Annotated in this window: 16 protein-coding genes; 6 read left to right on the forward strand and 10 right to left on the reverse strand. The window is 67.5% G+C overall.

All coding sequences use genetic code 11. The annotated features are described in order from the left end of the window. Nucleotides 1-17: 17 nt before the first annotated feature. The 3 genes from CHC02_RS11270 to plsB all read right to left on the reverse strand — a co-directional run bounded on the left by CHC02_RS11270 (nt 18) and on the right by plsB (nt 5,415). Nucleotides 18-2,246 (reverse strand): polysaccharide biosynthesis tyrosine autokinase, encoded by a 2,229-nt coding sequence (locus tag CHC02_RS11270; RefSeq protein WP_089391559.1) that lies wholly within the window; start codon nt 2,244-2,246, stop codon nt 18-20. A 13-nt stretch (nt 2,247-2,259) separates the two neighbouring features. Continuing rightward, entirely contained in the window at nt 2,260-2,727 is a 468-nt protein-coding gene (locus CHC02_RS11275) for a low molecular weight protein-tyrosine-phosphatase (protein ID WP_089391560.1), read from the reverse strand. 195 nt (nt 2,728-2,922) lie between these two features. Then, entirely contained in the window at nt 2,923-5,415 is a 2,493-nt protein-coding gene (gene plsB / locus CHC02_RS11280) for a glycerol-3-phosphate 1-O-acyltransferase PlsB (RefSeq protein ID WP_089391561.1), read from the reverse strand. 299 nt (nt 5,416-5,714) lie between these two features. On the opposite strand from plsB, the gene CHC02_RS11285 reads away from it, so the two are divergent. The 5 genes from CHC02_RS11285 to CHC02_RS11305 all read left to right on the forward strand — a co-directional run bounded on the left by CHC02_RS11285 (nt 5,715) and on the right by CHC02_RS11305 (nt 10,796). Beyond that, complete coding sequence (locus CHC02_RS11285; RefSeq protein ID WP_089391562.1) at nt 5,715-6,638, forward strand: ABC transporter ATP-binding protein; 924 nt, start codon at nt 5,715-5,717, stop codon at nt 6,636-6,638. After that, nucleotides 6,635-7,369 carry an ABC transporter permease subunit gene (locus CHC02_RS11290; RefSeq protein WP_089391563.1) on the forward strand — a complete coding sequence of 245 codons (735 nt, stop codon included), beginning with the start codon at nt 6,635-6,637 and terminating at the stop codon, nt 7,367-7,369. Before CHC02_RS11285 ends, CHC02_RS11290 begins: the two co-directional genes overlap by 4 nt. A gap of 10 nt (nt 7,370-7,379) precedes the next feature. Next, nucleotides 7,380-9,215, forward strand: coding sequence for a GldG family protein (locus CHC02_RS11295; protein WP_089391564.1), 1,836 nt, complete (start codon nt 7,380-7,382; stop codon nt 9,213-9,215). A gap of 10 nt (nt 9,216-9,225) precedes the next feature. Next, a complete protein-coding gene (locus CHC02_RS11300) occupies nt 9,226-10,197 on the forward strand; it encodes a DUF4340 domain-containing protein (RefSeq protein ID WP_089391565.1) in 972 nt (323 codons plus the stop codon). A 389-nt stretch (nt 10,198-10,586) separates the two neighbouring features. Then, a complete protein-coding gene (locus CHC02_RS11305; protein WP_043249868.1) occupies nt 10,587-10,796 on the forward strand; it encodes a cold-shock protein in 210 nt (69 codons plus the stop codon). Between the two features lie 112 nt (nt 10,797-10,908). Here the strand turns inward: CHC02_RS11305 and CHC02_RS11310 are convergent, their stop codons facing one another. From CHC02_RS11310 to CHC02_RS11325, 5 genes are all read right to left on the reverse strand, one after another. Continuing rightward, on the reverse strand, nt 10,909-11,292 hold the full coding sequence (locus CHC02_RS11310) for a hypothetical protein (RefSeq protein ID WP_089391566.1): 384 nt from the start codon (nt 11,290-11,292) through the stop codon (nt 10,909-10,911). Between the two features lie 11 nt (nt 11,293-11,303). Beyond that, a complete protein-coding gene (locus tag CHC02_RS11315; RefSeq protein ID WP_089391567.1) occupies nt 11,304-12,113 on the reverse strand; it encodes a putative RNA methyltransferase in 810 nt (269 codons plus the stop codon). Nucleotide 12,114: 1 nt separating this feature from the next. Next, nucleotides 12,115-12,288, reverse strand: coding sequence for a hypothetical protein (locus tag CHC02_RS30200; RefSeq protein WP_167364782.1), 174 nt, complete (start codon nt 12,286-12,288; stop codon nt 12,115-12,117). Next, nucleotides 12,285-13,433, reverse strand: a complete 1,149-nt coding sequence (gene dapE, locus CHC02_RS11320) for a succinyl-diaminopimelate desuccinylase (RefSeq protein WP_089391568.1) — start codon at nt 13,431-13,433, stop codon at nt 12,285-12,287. Before dapE ends, CHC02_RS30200 begins: the two co-directional genes overlap by 4 nt. Before the next feature lie 502 nt (nt 13,434-13,935). Continuing rightward, nucleotides 13,936-16,545, reverse strand: coding sequence for a glycosyltransferase (locus CHC02_RS11325; RefSeq protein ID WP_089391569.1), 2,610 nt, complete (start codon nt 16,543-16,545; stop codon nt 13,936-13,938). A gap of 215 nt (nt 16,546-16,760) precedes the next feature. Between CHC02_RS11325 and tcdA the strand changes: the two genes are divergently transcribed. Further along, nucleotides 16,761-17,564 carry a tRNA cyclic N6-threonylcarbamoyladenosine(37) synthase TcdA gene (gene tcdA, locus CHC02_RS11330; protein ID WP_089391570.1) on the forward strand — a complete coding sequence of 268 codons (804 nt, stop codon included), beginning with the start codon at nt 16,761-16,763 and terminating at the stop codon, nt 17,562-17,564. Between the two features lie 154 nt (nt 17,565-17,718). Here the strand turns inward: tcdA and CHC02_RS11335 are convergent, their stop codons facing one another. Both CHC02_RS11335 and CHC02_RS11340 read right to left on the reverse strand, forming a co-directional pair. After that, the gene (locus CHC02_RS11335; protein ID WP_089391571.1) at nt 17,719-18,126 is read right to left on the reverse strand and encodes a SufE family protein; all 408 of its coding nucleotides are present in this window, start codon (nt 18,124-18,126) and stop codon (nt 17,719-17,721) included. Beyond that, nucleotides 18,123-19,328 (reverse strand): aminotransferase class V-fold PLP-dependent enzyme, encoded by a 1,206-nt coding sequence (locus tag CHC02_RS11340; RefSeq protein ID WP_089391572.1) that lies wholly within the window; start codon nt 19,326-19,328, stop codon nt 18,123-18,125. The genes CHC02_RS11335 and CHC02_RS11340 overlap by 4 nt, the downstream gene beginning before the upstream one ends. Nucleotides 19,329-19,337: the final 9 nt, after the last annotated feature.

The raw sequence follows: 19,337 nt of genomic DNA on the forward strand, positions 1-19,337 counted from the left end.
CCCTGGCCTTTCCTCAATCAGGCTTTGTCTGATTTGTATTCGTAGTGGTAATAGCCGTAGCCGCCATAGCCGTAGGAGGCCGAGGCACGTTTCTCTACGCCGTTGAAGATGGCGCCCTTGAGTTCGATGCCGTTCTGTGCGAAGCGGCGGATGGTCAATTCGATTTCCCGTGCCGGGTTCAGGCCGAAGCGGGTGACGATCAGGCTGGTGCCGGACTGACGGCCGACGATGGCTGCGTCGGTGACCGCCAGCAGCGGCGGAGTATCCAGGATCACCAGATCGAAATGCTGGCTGGCCTCTTCGAGGAAGGCCGTGAAATTGGGGTGCATCAGCAGTTCGGACGGGTTCGGCGGGATCTGGCCGCGCGGGATGAAGTGGAATCCCTCGATCTCGGTGGTGCGTACAGCGGTATTGAGGTCGCAGCGCTTGACCAGGATGTCGGACAGACCATTTTCTTCCCCGCTATTGAGCACCTTGTGCAGGTAACCCTTGCGCATGTCCACGTCCACCAGCAGCACGCGTTGGCCGGTCTGGGCGATGACGGCTGCCAGGTTGGAGGAAACGAAGGTCTTGCCCACCGCGGGGCTGGGGCCGGAAATCATCAGGCGGTTGTTGCCGGCTTCCAGCATGGCGAAGTGCAGGCTGGTGCGCAGGCTGCGCAGGGACTCGATGGCCAGGTCGGTGGGGTGGCTGATGGCGAGCAGAGGAGCTGCCTTGGCTGCGCGGCCACGGCCCTTGTCGCGTCTGTCTTCCTCGGCCTTCTGCAGAACGCTGTAGGGGATCGAGGCATAGACGGGCAGGCCCAGTTGCTCGATGGCGTCTGGCGTTTCGATACCGCGATTCAATGCCTTGCGCAGCAGGACCAGGCCGACGGCGAAGAACAGGCCCAGTAGCGTGGCTACTAGGACAATCATGGCTTTCTTGGGTTTGACCGGCTTAGTGATATCGACATCCGCGGAGTCAATGATGCGGACGTTACCTACCGCGCCCGCGCGCATGACGTCCAACTCCTGGGCCTTGTTCAGCAGTTGGGTGTAGATGGCGGTGCTGACTTCAACGTCGCGAGTCAGGCGCAACAGTTCCTGCTGGGTTTCCGGTAGACCTTCGACTTTGTGGGTGAGACCGTTCTGTTTCGAAGTCAATTCGCCGATCTGGGTCTGCAGGGCTTGGTAAGCCGGGTGCTGGCGAGTGAACTTGCGGTCCATTTCCGCTTGTTGCAGTTTCAGTTCGGAGATGTTGGTGTCCAGCGCCACAATCTGGTCGAGCAGGGCCTTGGTTTCCAGGCTGATGTCCGCGGATTTGGACTTGGTTTGATAGGCGCTCAGGGCATCCTCAGCCTTTTCCAACTCGCGGCGTACATCGGGCAGTTGGCCGCGCAGGAATTCCAGGCTGGAAGCTGCCTCCGCGGAAGCACGCTCCACGTTCTGCCGGACGTAGAGCTTGCTGATTTCATCCAGTACCTGCAGGGCGCGGGCCGGTTCGTCGTTTTCCAGCGACAGGCTGATGATGCCGGACTCCTTGCCGGTCTCGGCGACGTTCAGGTTGTCCTGGTAGCGCAGGATGGTGGTCAGGCGGCGTTCGCGCGTTACATTGAAGTGCGTGCCGGGGTTGGCATGCAGCGCCTCGACCTGGATTTTTACGCCATGCTGGTCATAGGCTTCGCCTACCTTGCCCTCGACAAGCACATTGTCGTCATCGTCCAGCAGGGTATAGGTGCCATTCTCGCCAGCGATCAGCGTGAGAGTTTTTTCCAGCAGAGCAGTCGGCACATCGAGCTGGAAGACCTTCAGCTCCTCCCCACCCCAGCCAAAACGGCTCAGGCCGAACAGCGGTGTCGCGATTTCATCCGGAGTTTCCGGACTGAAATGTCGGGCCAGGAAGCCCCCGATCACCGGAAACCGCGACGGCTCCACCACGATATTCAGCTTGAGATTATCCACCGCCTTGCCGATGACCGCGCGCGAAGTCAGCAGCTGAATCTCTGTAATGGCCTCCGACTGCGCCCCCAGCAGGTCGCCCATATCCGATAGCCCGGGAATGCTGGGCTTTTTCTGCTCCACCTGCACGATCGCATCCGATCGATAGATCGGCGTAGCCAGCAGCGCATAGGCAACGCCCACGGCCATGAAGCCCGCGGTGATGCCGGCGATCAGCCATTTGTGGTCGATCAGGGTGCCGAGCAGACCCAGCAGGTCGATCTCGTCATCGTCTTTGTCGTGAATGGCTACCGGGGCTTGCTGTTGCATGGGCGTGCTTCTTTTACTTCTTCGTCAGTGAGGCTTGGCGGTTCGGGCGAATGCGTTTGGCCCAGGCGTCGACGCCCTGTTCGATCAGCGCGTAGGCGTGCTCGAACACGGCGGTGCTCTGGCGGTAGGGGTCGGGGATTTCCAGGTCTTCCTGCCACTTGCCGAGCAGGAAGGTCTTGCCGCGGGCTTCCGGGGCGATCTGGGTGACGCCTTGCAGGTGGCGCTTTTCCATGACCAGGACCAGGTCGGATTCGCGCAGCAGGCTGGACGTCAGTTGGCGGGCACGGTGTTCGTGCGGCTCCTCGCCGTGTTGCTGGAGAACGGCCAGGGCATGTTTTTCGATGGGTTTGTCGACCAAGGCGCCGAGGCCAGCGGAGCTGACCAGGATGTCGCTGCCGGCCAGGCGCTGGCGCAACAGATGTTCTGCGGTAGGGCTGCGGCATATGTTGCCGACGCAGACGACCAGAATCCGTTTGAACACAGGGACTTCCTTGATCCTACAGACGTGCATGTATGAAGGCGGGGAATGTAAGAGTCGGGGCTTTCTGAGTCAAGGCTGGCAATCGGAATGTGACGAGTTTCAGATTCTTCCAGACATGGCCATGTGCTATGCCATTGCTGCCTTACAGCGCGGACAGCCGTTTGTCGGCTGGCTGTCCGCGGGGAGGGGGGATGCCTATTCGGCGTTTGCCTGAGGGGCCTCCTGGGGCGGCCGTTCCAACGCCACCTGCCGGATCGACAGGCGAATCTCCGCCGGCAGCACCCGCTTGGCGGCGCCTTCGACGACTTCGCCGAGCTTCTCGTGGTAGCTCAGCTTGCCTGCCTCGTCCTTGCGCAGCACGCGCTGTTCGAGCAGGGCCTGGATGAAGTTGCGGAACAGCGTCTTGTCGAAGAACTCCGGGGCGTTCAGGCCGTGGAGGATGGACAGGCGCTGGGCCATGACGGTGCACAGGTTCTCCAGCTCCTCGGCGCCGAGCTGGCGCTGGCCGGCGTTGAGCAGCAGGGCGATGGCCATGTAGAAGCGTTGCAGCGTCTGGGTGATGGCGCGGGCCAGCAGCGTCAGCAGCACGTATTCGCGCGAGCTGGGGGCCGGGCGCACGTAGGCGTCGCCGTCCTGCTTCAGCAGGTTCTGCTCCACCAGCGCGGCCAGCCACTGGTCGATCACGGCGTCGAGCTGGTCCAGGTCCCAGCGGATGAACAGTTCCTGCTGCAGGAAGGGGTAGAGCGCGCGGGTGTAGTTCAGCAGTTGCTCGCGGCTGATCCGCGCGTTGCTCTGGAAGAAGCTGGCGATCAGCGCCGGCAGGGCGAACACGTGCAGGACGTTGTTGCGGTAGTAGGTCATGAGGACGGCGTTCTGCTCGTCCAGGTAGAGGATGCGGCCCAGGGCGTCCTTCTGTTCGGACAGCAGGTTCATGCTCTTCACGTATTCGATCAGCGCCTTGCCGTCGCCGTCGGGCAGGGTGGCGCTGGGCGAGTAGGGTACCTTGCGCAGCAGCGCCAGGTAGAGGTCGAGCACGCGTTCCAGGGCGCGTTCGTCCAGGGCCAGGCGGCTGGTGGAGAGCAGCGCCAGGGCCACCAGGTTGACCGGGTTGATGGCCGCCGCGTCGTTGAGGTGGCGGGCCACTTCGCGGGCCAACTGGTTGGTGGCGTCCGGCAGCCAGGCGGGGCGGTATTCCGGCGCCAGTTCCTGCTTGCGCCAGCCGGGTTCGTGCTGGTCGAGGAAGCCGTCCAGGTGGATCGGCTCGCCGAAGTTCACCCACACCTGGCCGAAGCGCTGGCGCAGCGCGCTCACCACCTTGAACAGGTCGAAGATGGACTCCTTCTTCTTCGCCGCGCCGCGCAGCTCGCCCAGGTAGGTACGGCCTTCGAGCACGCGCTCGTAGCCGATGTACACCGGGACGAAGACGATCGGCCGGCGCGAGTCGCGCAGGAAGCTGCGCAGGGTGATGGCGAGCATGCCGGTGCGCGGGTGGAGCATGCGCCCGGTGCGCGAGCGGCCGCCTTCGACGAAGTATTCGGTGGAGAAGCCGCGGCTGAACAGGGTGTGCAGGTACTCGTTGAACACCGCGGTGTACAGCTGGTTGCCCTTGAAGCTGCGGCGCATGAAGAAGGCCCCGCCGCGGCGCAGGATGGAGCCCACCACCGGCATGTTGAGGTTGATGCCGGCGGCGATGTGCGGTGGCGTCAGGCCGTTGCGGAACAGCAGGTAGGACAGCAGCAGGTAGTCGATGTGGCTGCGGTGGCAGGGCACGTAGACGATCTCGTTGCCCTGGGCCACGTCCTGCACGCGCTCGATGTGGTTGACCCGCACGCCCTCGTAGAGCTTGTTCCAGAACCAGGTGAGGGTGACTTCGAGGAAGCGGATCACCGGGTAGGACACGTCCGCGGCGATCTCGTTGGCGTAGCGCAGGGCCAGGGCCTCGGCCTTTTCCTGGGTGATGTGCTGGGTGTCGACCTCTTCCTGGATCGCCTGGCGCACCAGGGGCGCGCGCAGCAGGCCCTTGACCAGGGTGCGGCGGTGCGAGAGGTCCGGGCCGATGACCGCGGTCTTCTGGTTGCGGAAGTGCACCCGCAGGATGCGCTGGACCATGCGCAGGGTGCGCTCCTGGCCCTTGCCCTGGTCGACCAGCTCGCGCAGGTGGATGGGGGCGGAGAACTGCACCCGCGTCTTGCGCCCGAGGATGAGGATGCGCGCCAGCTTGCGCAGGCGCCCGGTCACCGCCCAGTTGTCGGCGAACAGCAGCTTCCAGGCGCTCTTCTCGCTGTCCGGGGACTGCCCCCAGAACACGCTGACCGGGACGATCTGCGCATCGTCCACGCCGTTCTGGCCGATGGCCGCGAGCATCCGCACCAGCGCCGGCGGCGCCCCGCGCTTGTCCTGGCGGCCGAGCCAGTCGGGCTCCGGCGTCAGGTAGAAGAAGGCCGCCGGCTCGATGCTGCTGCCCACCGCCACCGGCATCACCGGGCGCGGCAGGCCGGCCTTGCGGCATTCCGTGTCGACTACCGCCAGGTCGCTCACCGAAGGCTGCTGCAGCACGTAGAGCACCGGCTTGCTGCGGTCGATCTTCAGGCTCAGGGACGACTGGTTGATGGTTTCCGAGCGCACCCAGAGGTAGAGCAGGCGGCGCAGGACGCCAAAACCGAAGCGGCGGAACGGGTAACGGGGCATACGGGCTCGCAGGCAGTTTAACGGGGCTCGGTGGCGACCAAGCGGACGCTAGTGTGCCGCAACGGCACCGCCGGCAAAAGGGCGGGGAGGCTGGCCCGGGACCGGCCGCGGCGCCTTCTGCCTGAAAGGATGGCAGCATTCCTGAAAAAAATTTCATGCACGACGACGTACTTTTTCGTCACAGTCTCCATCTTGCACTGCCATCCGTCGGTTCCTATAGTCCCGGCGGCATTTGTAGGAGCCTGTCTCCACTGCGTGTTGCGAGTGTCGAGGCGGCTCTTGGCGCAACGGTGAGAGAAATGATCGAAATAAGCAGACTCACGAAGCGATTCGCGCAGCACACCGCGGTGGACGACCTGTCCTTCTGTGTGCAACCGGGGGAAGTCCTGGGCTTTCTCGGCCCCAACGGCGCCGGCAAGTCCACCACCATGAAGATGCTCACCGGGTTCCTCGTGCCCACCTCGGGCACCGCGAGCATCCATGGTTTCGACATCCAGACGCAGACCCTGCAGGCCCAGCGCCTGATCGGCTACCTGCCCGAGGGCGCGCCCTGCTATGGCGACATGCGCGTGCGCGCTTTCCTCGAGTTCATCGCCGAGGTGCGCGGCTACCGCGGCGCGCAGAAGCGCGAGCGGGTGGCGCGGGTGGTCGGGCAACTGGAGCTGGAGCGCGTCCGCGAGCAGTCCATCGAGACCCTCTCCAAGGGCTTCAAGCGCCGCGTCGGCGTGGCCCAGGCGATCCTCCACGACCCGCGGGTGCTGATCCTCGACGAGCCCACCGACGGCCTCGACCCGAACCAGAAGCACCAGGTCCGCGAGCTGATCCGCGGCCTGGCGCGGGACCGCATCGTCATCATCTCCACCCACATCCTCGAGGAGGTCACCGCGGTCTGCACCCGCGCCGTGGTGATCGCCAACGGCCGCCTGCTGGCCGACGGCACGCCCTTCGAGCTGGAAAGCCGCTCGCGCTACCACCAGGCGGTGACCCTGGTCGCCGACGACGAGCTGGACCGCGCGGCCCTGGCCGCCCTGCCGGGCGTGGCGGCGCTGGAGGAGAACCCGCTGGAGCGCAGCCTGACGCTGCTGGCCAGGCCGGGCGAGGTGATCTTCCCGCAGGTGAACGCGCTGATCGCCGAGCGTGGCTGGCGCATCCGCGAACTGGACGTGGAGCGCGGCCGCCTCGACGAGGTGTTCCGCAGCCTGACCAGGGGGGAAGCGGCATGAAGCAGTTGCCGGTGATCTTCAGGCGCGAGCTGGCGAGCTACTTCGCCACCCCGCTGGCCTACGTCTTCATCGTCATCTTCCTGGTCCTGTCAGGGGTTTTCACCTTCTACCTGGGCAATTTCTACGAGCGTAACCAGGCGGATCTGACAGCCTTTTTCAACTTCCACCCCTGGCTCTATCTGTTCCTCATCCCGGCGCTGGCCATGCGCCTGTGGGCCGAGGAGCGCAAGTCCGGCTCCATCGAGCTGCTGATGACACTGCCGGTCACCCGCTTCGAGGCGGTCACCGGCAAGTTCCTCGCCGCCTGGGTGTTCGCCGGCATCGCCCTGCTGCTGACCTTCCCCATGGTGCTCACGGTCAACTACCTGGGCGAGCCGGACAATGGCGCCATCCTCGCCGGCTACCTCGGCAGCTGGCTGCTGGCCGGCGGCTACCTGGCCATCGGCTCGTGCATGTCGGCGCTGGCCAAGAACCAGGTGATCGCCTTCATCCTCGCCGTGGTGATGTGCTTCGTGTTCATCGTCAGCGGCTTCCCCCTGGTGCTCGACGCCTTCAACGCCTGGGCCCCGCAATGGCTGCTGGACGCGGTGGCCTCGATGAGCTTCCTGACGCGCTTCGACGCGATCAGCAAGGGCGTCATCGACCTGCGCGACCTGCTGTTCTTCGCCAGCCTGATCGTCGCCTGGCTCGCCGCCACCGCGGTGGTGGTCGACCTGAAGAAAGCCGACTGAGGAAGCCCGCATGAAGAAACTGATGTATTCCGCCGCCGGGCTGCTGGTCATCGCCCTGCTGTTCCTGGCCTTCAACCTGGTCTCCGGGCTGGCCTTCACCGGCGCGCGCCTGGACCTGACGCAGCAGAAGCTCTACACCATCTCCGACGGCACGAAGAAGGTCCTGGGCTCCATCGGCGAGCCGATCAACCTGTACTTCTTCTTCTCCGACAAGGGCAGCAAGGACCTGGTCCCGCTGCGCAACTACGCCAAGCGCGTGGAGGAGCTGCTCAAGGCCTACGAGCGCGAGGCCGACGGCAAGATCCGCCTGCACGTCATCGACCCGCAGCCGTTCTCCGAGGAAGAGGACAAGGCCGCCGAGTTCGGCCTGCAGGCGGTGCCGCTGAACCAGGGTGGCGACACCCTGTACTTCGGCCTGGCTGGTACCGATGCCCTGGACAACACCCAGGTGATCCCGTTCTTCCAGCCGGACCACGAGGAATTCCTGGAGTACGACCTCAGCCGCCTGGTCAACGCCCTGGCGCACCCCAAGCGGCCGGTGGTGGGCGTGCTCAGCACCCTGCAGATGACCGGCGGCTTCGACATGCAGACGCAGCAGCCCAGTTCGCCCTGGATGCTGCTCGACGAGGTGCGCCAGCAGTTCGACCTGAAGAGCCTCAAGGCTGACGTCGACGCCATCCCGGACGACGTCAGCGTGCTGCTGCTGGTGCACCCCAAGCACCTGCCGCAGCAGACGCTCTACGCCATCGACCAGTTCGTGCTGCGCGGCGGCAAGCTGCTGGTCTTCGTCGACCCCTTCAGCGAAGCCGACAAGTCCTCGCCCATGGCCGCGCTGGACGGCCCCGGCGACCAGGCCTCGGACCTCGAACCGCTGTTCAGGGCCTGGGGCGTGCAGCTGCTGCCGGGCAAGGTGCTGGGCGACGGCAGCTACGCCATGTCGGTGAGCATGGGCCAGGGCCAGCGCGCGGTGCATCACCCGGCCTGGCTGAACCTTGACGCCAAGGCCCTGGACGCCGACGACGTGAGTACCGCCGGGCTGGAGAACCTGACCCTGGCCACCGCCGGCATCCTGGAGCCGCTCAAGGACGCGAAGACCCGCTTCACCCCGCTGGTACAGAGTTCGACCCTCGCCATGCCCTTCGACGCCCAGCGCTTCGCCGGCCTGCGCGATCCCGGCGAGCTGATGGCGCAGCTCAAGCCCACCGGCCGGCGCTACGCCCTGGCCGCGCGTATCCAGGGGCCGGCGCAGAGCGCCTTCCCCAATGGCATCGAAGGCCGCAAGGATGGCCTGAAGAGCGCCGACAACATCAACGTCATCGCCGTGGCCGACACCGATCTGCTCACCGACCGCATGTGGGTGCAGGTGCAGGATTTCTTCGGCCAGCGTGTGCCGCAGCCCTGGGCCGACAACGCCAGCTTCGTGATCAACGCGCTGGACAACCTGGCCGGCTCCGACGCGCTGATCAGCGTGCGTTCGCGCGGGCGCTTCAGCCGCCCGTTCACGGTGGTGGACGAACTGCAGCGCCAGGCCGAGACGCGCTTCCGCGAGAAGGCCGACGCGCTCAAGGCGCGCCTGGCGGACACCGAGCAGAAACTCGCCGCGCTGCAGAACCAGGACCCGGCCAAGGTCCTGGAGCTGACCCCCGAGCAGCAGGGCGCGGTGCAGCAGTTCATCCAGGAACGGGTGCGCATCCGCAAGGAGCTGCGCGACGTGCAGTTCCAGCTCAACGCGGACATCGAGTCCCTGGGACGCACCCTGAAGATCGTCAACATCGCCGCCGTGCCGCTGCTGCTGACCCTGGGCGTGCTCGCCCTGTGGTGGTGGCGCCGCCGGCGCCAGGCCTGAGGAGGCGGCCATGCAGCGCAAGAGTCTGATCCTGCTGGTGGCCCTGGTGCTGGCGCTCGGCGGCCTTTACGCCTGGCTGCAGCGCGAGCCGGAGCGCGTGGTGCCGAAGGAGGCACGCTATTTCCCGGGCCTGGACGCGCAGCAGGTGAGCGCGGTGACGGTGCGCCGCCCCGGCCAGCCGGACATCCGCGTGGCGCGCCAGGACGGGCGCTGGGTGATGCCGGCCAAGGCCGGCTACCCGGCGGCCGGGCGCCTGGTCGGCGACCTGCTGCACGACCTGGCGCAGGCGCGCAAGGTCGAGGCGAAGACCCGCGAGCCGGCCAACTTCGCCCAGCTCGGCGTCGCCGACCAGGGCGAGGGCGCCGCCGTGCGCCTGAGCCTGGAACGCAGCGGCGGCGCGCCCCTGGACCTGCTGGTGGGCAAGGCCGCGCAGCAGGGCGGGCGCCTGGTGCGCCAGCCTGGCGACGACCAGGTCTGGCTGATCGACAAGGACCTGCGCCTGCCGCCCGACGAGCTGGACTGGCTGGACCGGCGCATCACCAGCATCCCCTTCGAGAAGATCGCCGAGGTCTCGGTGAGCTACCCCGGCGGGGAAACCCTGACGGTGTTCCGCGACCAGGCCGGGGAGCCCAACCTGCGGGTGCGCCAGTTGCCCAGGGATGCCAAGCTGGCCTACGAGTCCATCGCCAATGGCATGGCCACGCCCTTCGGCGGGCTGACCTTCAGCGAAACGGCGCCGCTGGACCAGGTGCAGTTCAAGGGGCCGACGCGGCTGAGCCTGGCGCTCAGGACCCTCGACGGCGCCAGCCTGGGCGGGCGCGTGCTGGAGCAGGGCGGGCAGAACTGGCTGTTGCTGGAGCGCATCGAGGGCTTCGCCGACGGGCAGGTCCAGGCGCGCAAGGGCTGGGCCTATCGCCTCGAACCCTACCAGTACGAGGCGCTGGCGCGGCACCTGGCCGATTTCACCGCGAAGAACCCCTGAGTGTCCCGGCACTGCCGGCCGGAGGAAATTCCGGCCGGCAGCCGTTGCCTGTCAGTGCGTAAATGTGCGTCGCAGCACACTCGGAATGAAAAAACTTACATCTTCCTTATATCGCCAGAACGCACCAAAATGGCCTTGGAAGCCCCGTGGAATGGCACTTTGGCCAGATTGGCGAGGGTGCCGGCACGAAGGCGAAAAAGTGCTTTCCAGCTGTAACTTTTGATTTATATACTCGGGATCGCGGTCGTCATTGGGGTGTTATTCGAATTGCCTTCCAGCGGCTAAGGCCCTGGACGGTCAACGCGGACAACCTTCCGCCTGTCGAGCCGTTGCAGTCCTCATTCCCGGGGGCCACCCAAAAATAAAATCGCAAGTTGGAGAGTGTGGTAATGGCTGATCGTGAGGTCGGAACCGTCAAGTGGTTCAATGACGCCAAGGGTTATGGATTCATTCAACGCGACAGCGGTCCGGACGTTTTCGTCCACTACCGCGCCATTCGTGGCGAAGGTCACCGCTCCCTGGTCGAAGGCCAGAAAGTGGAGTTCTCGGTGATCCAGGGTCAGAAAGGCCTCCAGGCGGAAGACGTCGCCAAGGTCTGAGCCCCCGAAATCAAAGGCCCGTCGCGAGACGGGCCTTTGTTTTCCAGCCGGCGCCTGGCGCACGGCTGTTCAATGACGGCGCCGCGTACCGCGGAAGCGCCGTTTTCGTGCTTCAGCCGGTACGCCAGGTGATCTCGGCCACGCCCTCGGCGGTCACCTTCAGCCAGCGGTCGGCGTCTTCCTCGCCCTGTTCCTCGCTCCAGCCACCCGGCGCGCAGCGCACCTCCACGCCCAGCGCGGCGTTGGCCGCCTTCGCGCAGGCCAGGTCGTCGTCCCAGGGCGTGGCGTCGCTGTCGATGAACAGGCTGTGCCACTTGCCCACCGCCTGCGGCAGCCAGGTCAGCGGGATCATCCCGCGCGGGCTGTCGGCCAGGCACTTGAAGGTCTCGCCCTGGCGCCGCCAGTCGCTGCAGGGGCCCAGCGCCTCGGCCAGCCAGGCGCCGACGGCGGCCTGGTCGGCGTCCTTCAGGTAGATCTCGATATCCGGTTGGCGCATGGGCGTCCTCGTCAGGGGGTTTGGCGTTCCAGCCAATCGTAGCGTACCGCCACCGTGACCACGAAGGGCTCGGCGAGGATGCGCTCGCGGCGCTGCGGGTTGACCCGCCAGCCGTGCGGCGTCATCGCCAGCAGTGTCTCGCGGGCTTCGCGGCTGTCCAGGGCCAGGCGGAAATTCAGGCTTTCCGTATGGGCCAGGGCCAGGCTCGGCGGCAGGTCGGCCAGGTGCTTGTCGTCGATGTACTCGCGCACCTCGTCGTACAGGCGCTGGCGCAGTTCCAGCAGGTGGTCGCGGGCCGGGCCAAGGCGCAGCACGCCGCCACCGGCCGGCAGCAGGCGGGCCGCCTCGTTCCAGTCGATGGGGCTGAACACGCTGGCCAGCAACTGGCAGCTGGCGTCGGCCAGGGGCACCCGGGCCATGCTGGCGACCATCCAGGTCAGCTGCGGGGCGCGGCGGCAGGCGGCCTTCACCGCCTCGCGGGAGATGTCCAGGGCGTAGCCGTCGCTGCCGGGCAGGGCCTCGGCCAGTTGCGCGGTGTAGTAGCCCTCGCCGCAGCCGATGTCGAGCCAGCGCGCCGGCGCGCGTTCGGCGGCGAGCTCGGCCAGGCGCCGGGCCAGCGGGGCGTAGTGGCCGGCGCCGAGGAATTGGCGGCGGGCCTCGACCATGGCGGCGTTGTCGCCCGGGTCGCGGCTCTTCTTGTGCTGCACCGGCAGCAGGTTCAGGTAGCCCTGGCGGGCGCGGTCGAAGCTGTGCCCGGCGGGGCACTTCACGCCGTTGTCGAGGCGCTCCAGGGGCGCCTGGCAGATCGGGCAGGTGAGCATGTCAGTCCTTGCGCCCGGTGCGCAGCGGGCTCAGCACCGTGAGCAGCGGCAGGCTGCGCTGGCGCAGGTTGAGCTGGTAGCTGCGCAGGGCGTAGCGGCGCTCGGGGGCCGGCGTCGGCGGTGGGATGTCGGGTTGGGTGGCGGCCAGGCAGAAGCCTTTCTTCACATCGCTCATGCCAGCAGCCGCACCAGGGTCTGGTAGTAGATTTCGCTGAGCAGGTCGAGGTCGCTGGCCAGCACCCGCTCGTTGACCTGGTGGATGGTGGCGTTGACCGGGCCCAACTCGACCACCTGGGTGCCCAGGGTGGCGATGAAGCGGCCGTCGGAGGTGCCGCCGGAGGTGGAGGGCTGGGTCTTGCGCCCGGTCACCGCCTGGATGCTGGCGGCCACGGCGTCGAGCAGCTCGCCCGGCTCGGTGAGGAACGGCAGGCCGGACAGCGCCCAGTCGACGTGCCAGTCCAGGCCGTGCTTGTCGAGGATGGCGGCGACGCGCTGCTGCAGCCCCTCCGGGGTGGATTCGGTGGAGAAGCGGAAGTTGAATACCACCACCAGCTCGCCGGGGATGACGTTGGTGGCGCCGGTGCCGCCGTTGATGTTGGAGATCTGGAAGCTGGTCGGCGGGAAGAAGGCGTTGCCGTCGTCCCAGTGCTCGGCGGCCAGTTCGGCCAGGGCCGGGGCGGCCAGGTGGATGGGGTTCTTCGCCAGGTGCGGGTAGGCCACGTGGCCCTGTACGCCGCGTACCCTGAGGACGGCGCCGAGGGAGCCGCGGCGGCCGTTCTTCACCACGTCGCCCACCAGGGTGGTGCTCGAGGGTTCGCCGACGATGCACCAGTCCAGGCGCTCGTTGCGCGCGCGCAGTCGCTCGACCACGGCCTTGGTGCCGTGCTGGGCGGGGCCTTCCTCGTCGCTGGTGATCAGGTAGGCGATGCTGCCGCGGTGGTCCGGGTGCTCGGCGACGAAGCGCTCGGTGGCGATGATCATGGCCGCCAGGCTGCCCTTCATGTCCGCCGCGCCGCGCCCGCAGAGCATGCCGTTGGCGTCGATCAGGGCGTCGAACGGCAGGTGCTGCCAGGCCTGCTCGGGGCCGGTGGGGACCACGTCGGTGTGCCCGGCGAAGCACAGCACCGGGCCTGCGCCACCGTCGCGGCCGGCGCGGCGTGCCCAGAAGTTGTCCACTTCTTCGATGCGCATCGGCTCCAGGTCGAAGCCGCAGGCGGCCAGGCGCTGCATCATCAGCTGCTGGCAGTCGGCATCGACGGGGGTGACGGAGGGCCGGCGGATCAACTCGCAGGCGAGGGCCAGGGTCGGCGACAGGGACATGGGCAAGGCATCCAGGGTGAAACGGAAAAGGCGCACATCTTAAAGCAAAAGCGCGGGGCCGGCGCGTCGTCCGGTCGCACCGGGGCCTACAACGTGCGCGCTGTGTTGGATGGCGCGGGCCCTGCCCGCGATTTCGCGCGCAGGGCGCGCTCCTACAGGGGAATGGTGCGGTGGGGTGGCGGAGCGAATCTTATCCGCGAAACGCGCCGGAACCGCCGGCTATCGCGGACAAGGTCCGCTCCTACAGGGGGATAGCGTGCCTCACGGTGAACTGTAGGAGCGGGCCCTGCCCGCGATTTCGCGCGCAGGGCGCGCTCCTGCAGGGGAATGGTGCGGTGGGGCGGCGTAGGAACGGATCTTATCCGCGAAACGCGCCGGAACCGCCGGCTATCGCGGACAAGGTCCGCTCCTACAGGGGGATACCGTGCCTCTCGGCGAACTGTAGGAGCGGGCCCTGCCCGCGATTTCGCGCGCAGGGCGCGCTCCTACAGAGGCACGGTGCTCAACCCACCTGCTCGGACCCGCTCAGCACCTCTTCCTCGCGTGGGCGCGGCAGCGAGGAGAGCAGGGCCATGATCAGCGCTGCCAGGTAGGGCAGCGACTGCACCAGCAGCATCACCACCCAGAACATCAGGTCCGGGCTGGGCACGCCCTGCACCAGCACGATGCCCAGGGCCGCGCCCCACAGCAGGAGCATGATGAACACTTCCTCGCGGGCCTCCGCCAGGGCCACCAGCAGGCCGTGGCTGGAGCGCATCTTCGGCGTGCGGAAGAAGGGGATGGAACGGGTGACGAAGCCGTACAGCACCGCCTTGGCGATGGTGTGCGACAGCGACAGCCCGGCCAGCGCGGCGAACAGCGCGTCGCGCAGGTTCACGCCCACGGTGCGGCGGTAGAGGAAGAGGATCTTGCCGACCTTGAAGGCGAACAGCGTCAGCGGCAGGATCGCGAAGATCAGCAGCGGCGGGTCGACGCGCTTGGGCACGATGATCATCGCCGCCGACCAGAGCAGCGCGCCGAGGGTGAAGAAGATGTTCATGCCGTCGGCGATCCACGGCAGCCAGCCGGCCACGAAGTGGTAGCGCTGGCCGCCGGTCAGCTTGCTGCCGTCCGGGCCGCGGCCGCGCAGCAGGGCGTCGGTGTGGCGCTTCATGATCTGGATGGCGCCGTAGGCCCAGCGGAAGCGCTGTTTCTTGAAGTCGATGAAGGTGTCGGGCATCAGGCCCTTGCCGTAGCTGCGTTCGAAGTAGGCCGCCGAGAGGCCGCGCTCGAACACCCGCAGGCCCAGCTCGGCGTCCTCGGTGATGCACCATTCGGCCCACTTCAGCGCGTCCAGCACCTGGCGCCGGACCATGGTCATGGTGCCGTGCTCGATGATCGCGTCGCGGTCGTTGCGGGTGACCATGCCGATGTGGAAGAAGCCCTTGTACTCGGCGTAGCACAGGCGCTTGAAGGTGCTCTCGTGCTGGTCGCGGTAGTCCTGGGGCGACTGCACCACGGCGATCTGCGGGTCGGCGAAGTGCGGCACCATGTGCTTGAGCCAGTCCGGCTCGACGCAGTAGTCGGAGTCGATCACCGCGATCACTTCGGCGTTGGGCGCGACGAACTGCAGCGCGTAGTTCAGCGCGCCGCCCTTGAAGCCGGCCAGGGGCGCCACGTGGAAGAAGCGGAAGCGCGGGCCGAGCTGCTCGCAATGGGCCTGCACCGGCTCCCACACCGCCGGGTCCTTGGTGTTGTTGTCGATCACCAGGACCTCGAAGTCCGGGTAGTCGAGCTTCGCCAGGGCGTTCAGCGTCTCCTTGAGCATCTCCGGCGGCTCGTTGTAGCAGGGCACGTGGATGGAGACCTTGGGCCGGTAGGCGTCGGCCGCGGTGACCGGCAGGAACAGGCGGCGGCGCTTGCGCGTCCATACCGCCTCGGCCAGCTCGTGGGCCTCGGTGAACAGCACTATCACCACGCCCAGCGCACCTATGCCCAGCAGCGCGCCGACGGTGATGCTGAACCAGGTGCTGTACTGCTGGCTGTAGTCGTAGCCGATCCACACCAGGATGGACGCGCAGACGAACGAGACCACGGCGAGGAAGGTCCGCCCGCGCTGGCGCAGGGCGCTGCTGTCGATCAGCAGCAGGGTGAAGGTGAGCAGCGCCAGCACCACCGAGGCGATGGCCAGCACCCGCCACTTGGGAATGGCCACCACCGGGCCCTGGAAGTTGAACTTGGGCTGGCGCGCGGCGTTGAACACGCCCCAGTAGGCGCCCACCGAGCCTTCGTCGGTGTACTTCCACGGCTGGTCGAAGGCTTCGACCACGAAGTAGTTGTAGCCCTTCTTGTTCAGCGCGTTGGTCAGCTCGCGCAGGAAGATGGCCTGGTCCGCCTGGGTGGCTGTGGCGCCGCCGCGCATGCGGCCGTTGCTGGGCCAGCCGACCTCGGCCAGCAGCAGCGGCTTCTTCGGGAATTTCAGGCGCAGGTCGCGGGCGCGCTCCAGGACGAACTGCACCGAGTCCTGCATGGGCACGAACTCCCAGTAGGGCAGCACGTGGGCGGCGATCACGTCGACGTGCCTGGCCAGCTCCGGGTACTTCTCATAGATGTGCCACTGCTCGGCGGTGGTCACCGGCACCTTCACCGCGGCGCGGACGCGGTCGAGGTAGCCGATCAACTGGTCCCTGGTGACTTCGCGGCGGAACAGCGCCTCGTTGCCGACTATCACCCGCACCACGCTGCGCGAGCGGTTGGCGATCTCGATGCCGCGGGCGATCTCCGCCTCGTTCTCGGCCTCGTCGGCGCCGATCCAGATGCCCAGGCTGACGCGCATCCCGTACTCCTCGGCGAGGAAGGGGATGTCGGCGAGGCTGCCCTTGGTCGAGTAGGTGCGGATGTTCTCGGTCATCCGCGAGACCAGCTCCAGGTCCGAGCGGATCTGCTCGTCGCTGGGGTAGCGGCCGCTCTGCGGGCTCTGGTCCAGGCGGAAGGGGGAGAAGGAGAAGCCGGAGATGCTTTCCGGCCAGTCCGGCGCGCTCACCGGCCGGTTGTACAGGGCCCAGACGCCGGTGAGCAGGGCGGCCAGGGCGACCAGGACGACCAGGTTGAGGCCGAATTTGCGTGATGGCATGGAGCGATCGGGTTCCTGTCGGTGTTTCGGGGCCGGGAACGGGCCGGCGCGCATCCTACCCCGCACCCCACTGGGTGTATAGCTCCCGTCCGGCGCCCCGGGGCCGGCGTAGAATGTCGGCAGCGCCCGGCGGCGGTCTTGCCGGGGGTCAATTCGGCCGGCCCTGGCGCCCGCCTTCCTATAGAATGCCGGGCGTTTTTTGCGGAGGCACTGTGATGGTAGTGGACGATCAGCGTTTCGGGGGCATCGCCCGCCTCTACGGCACCCAGGGGCTGGAGCGCCTGGCCGCGGCCCACGTGGCGGTGGTCGGCATCGGCGGCGTCGGCTCCTGGGCGGCCGAGGCCCTGGCGCGCAGCGGCGTTGGCGAGATTTCCCTGTTCGACCTGGACGACGTCTGCGTGACCAACACCAACCGCCAGGTCCATGCCCTGGACGGCGCCGTGGGCAAGCCCAAGGTGGAGGTGATGGCCGAACGCATCCGCGCCATCAACCCGGCGTGCAAGGTCCACGCGGTGGCCGACTTCGTCACCCGCGAGACCATGGCCGAGTGCATCACCAGCGACATGGACTTCGTCATCGACTGCATCGACAGCGTGCCGGCCAAGGCGGCGCTGATCGCCTGGTGCAAGCGGCGCAAGATCCAGATCGTCACCACCGGCGGCGCCGGCGGCCAGGTCGACCCGACCCAGGTCCAGGTGGCCGACCTGAACAAGACCTTCAACGACCCGCTGGCGGCCAAGGTGCGCTCGCTGCTGCGCCGCGACTACAACTTCTCGCGCACGCCGGGCCGCCACTACAGCGTGCCCTGCGTGTTCTCCACCGAGCAGCTGCGCTACCCCAAGCCGGACGGCAGCGTCTGCCAGGCCAAGGGGTTCGTTGGCGAGGGGGTGAAGCTGGACTGCGCGGGTGGTTTCGGGGCGGTGATGATGGTTACCGCCACCTTCGGCATGGCCGCGGCGGCGAGGGCTGTGGATAAGCTGGTGGCGGGGGCGCGGCGGCCTTCGGAGCGTAGCGCGTAGGGCGAATAACCGTTCGCGGTTATCCGCCGTTACACCGCGATCGGTGGTCAATGCCATGGTTGAGCCTGGCGTAGCTTCGAGGGCGGCTTCGTGCTCGGTAGCGAGTGGGGGTCGGCCAAGGTCAGGCGGCGGATAACGCGGAGCGTTATTCGCCCTACGCCTGGATCAGCTCCTGCATCCGTTTCAGCACCGCATTCAAGCCATTGCTGCGTGACGGGGAGAGTTGGCGGCCCAGGCCGAGGTCGTTGAACCACTGGGCCAGGTCGAGTTGCGCCAGTTCTTCGCCGGGCAATCCCTGCACCCGCGCCAGCAGCAATGCCAGCAACCCGCGCAACAGCCGCGCATCGCTGGTCGCGCGGAAATGCCAGGCGCCATCGCGCTGCTCCGCCACCAGCCACACCAGGCTTTCGCAGCCGTGGACGCGGTTGGCTTCGCTGCGTTCTTCCTCGCCCAGCGGTTCCAGCTTGTCGCCCCATTGCATCAGCAGGCGCGCGCGCTGTTCCCAGGAAGGCTGGCCGGCGAAGGCTTCCAGCGCCTGGCGGGCGGTTTTGGGCAGGCTCATCGCAGCAGCTCCAGGGCGCCGTCCAGGGCGTGGAAGAAGCGTTCCAGGTCGGTGCCGTCGTTGTACGGGCCCAGGGACACGCGGATGGCGCCGGGCAGGCCCAGGTGCTTGAGCAGCGGCATGGCGCAGTGGTGCCCGGCGCGCACCGCCACGCCCTGTTCGGTGAGCAGGTGGGCGAGGTCGGCGCTGTGCACGTCCCGCACCACGAAGCTGGCCAGCGCCGCCTGGGGTTCGCCCAGCAGGCGCACGCCGTCGCGGGCGCGCAGGCCAGCCAGCAGTTGCGCATGCAGCACGGCCTCGTGGGCGGCCAGCTCCGCGGCGTCCTGGCGGGCCAGCCAGTCCAGGCTGGCGCCCAGGCCGATCACCGCGCCAATGGCCGGGGTACCGGCCTCGAAGCCCAGCGGCGCCGGGCGGAAGTGCGCGTTCTGGTAGTCGGCGTTCTGCACCATCTCGCCACCGAACTGCCAGTGGCGCAGGCGCGCCAGCGCCTCCGCGCGGCCCCAGAGCACGCCCAGGCCCTCGGGGCCGTAGAGCTTGTGGCTGGAGAACACGTAGAAGTCGCAGCCCAGGGCAGACAGGCTGTGGCGGCCATGGACCACGCCCTGGGCGCCGTCCACCACGCTCAGCGCGCCTTGTGCGCGGGCCTGGGCCAGCAGTTCCGGCAGGGGCTGCCAGGTGCCGAGCACGTTGGACAACTGGCTGACGGCCAGCAGCCGGGTATGCGGGCCGATCAGTTGCCGGGCGGCCTCGAGGTCGATCACCCCGCGGTCGTCCAGCGGCAGCACCACCAGCTTCGCCCCGCGGCGCAGCGCCAGTTGCTGCCAGGGCAGCAGGTTGGCGTGGTGCTCCAGGGCGCTGACGGCGATCTCGTCGCCTTCGCCGAACAGCGGCTCCAGGCCGTAGGCCAGCAGGTTCAGTGCCTCGGTGGCGCCATGGGTGAACACCAGCTGTTCCGGGCTGCCCGCATCCAGCCAGTGCGCCAGGCGCGTGCGCGTCGCCTCGAAGGCGCGGGTGGCGCGCTCGCCGGGCAGGTGCTGGGCGCGGTGCACGTTGGCGGCGCCGCTGGCGTAGTAGCCGGCCAGGGCGTCGAGCATGGCCTGGGGCTTCTGCGCGGTGGCGGCGCTGTCCAGGTAGGTCTGCTCCTCGGCTGCCAGCGCGGCGAGGGCGGGGAAGGCGGAGCGCCAGGGGGAATGCAAAGCCATAAGCTTCAA

This window comes from Pseudomonas delhiensis (assembly GCF_900187975.1).
Lineage (GTDB): Bacteria > Pseudomonadota > Gammaproteobacteria > Pseudomonadales > Pseudomonadaceae > Pseudomonas > Pseudomonas delhiensis.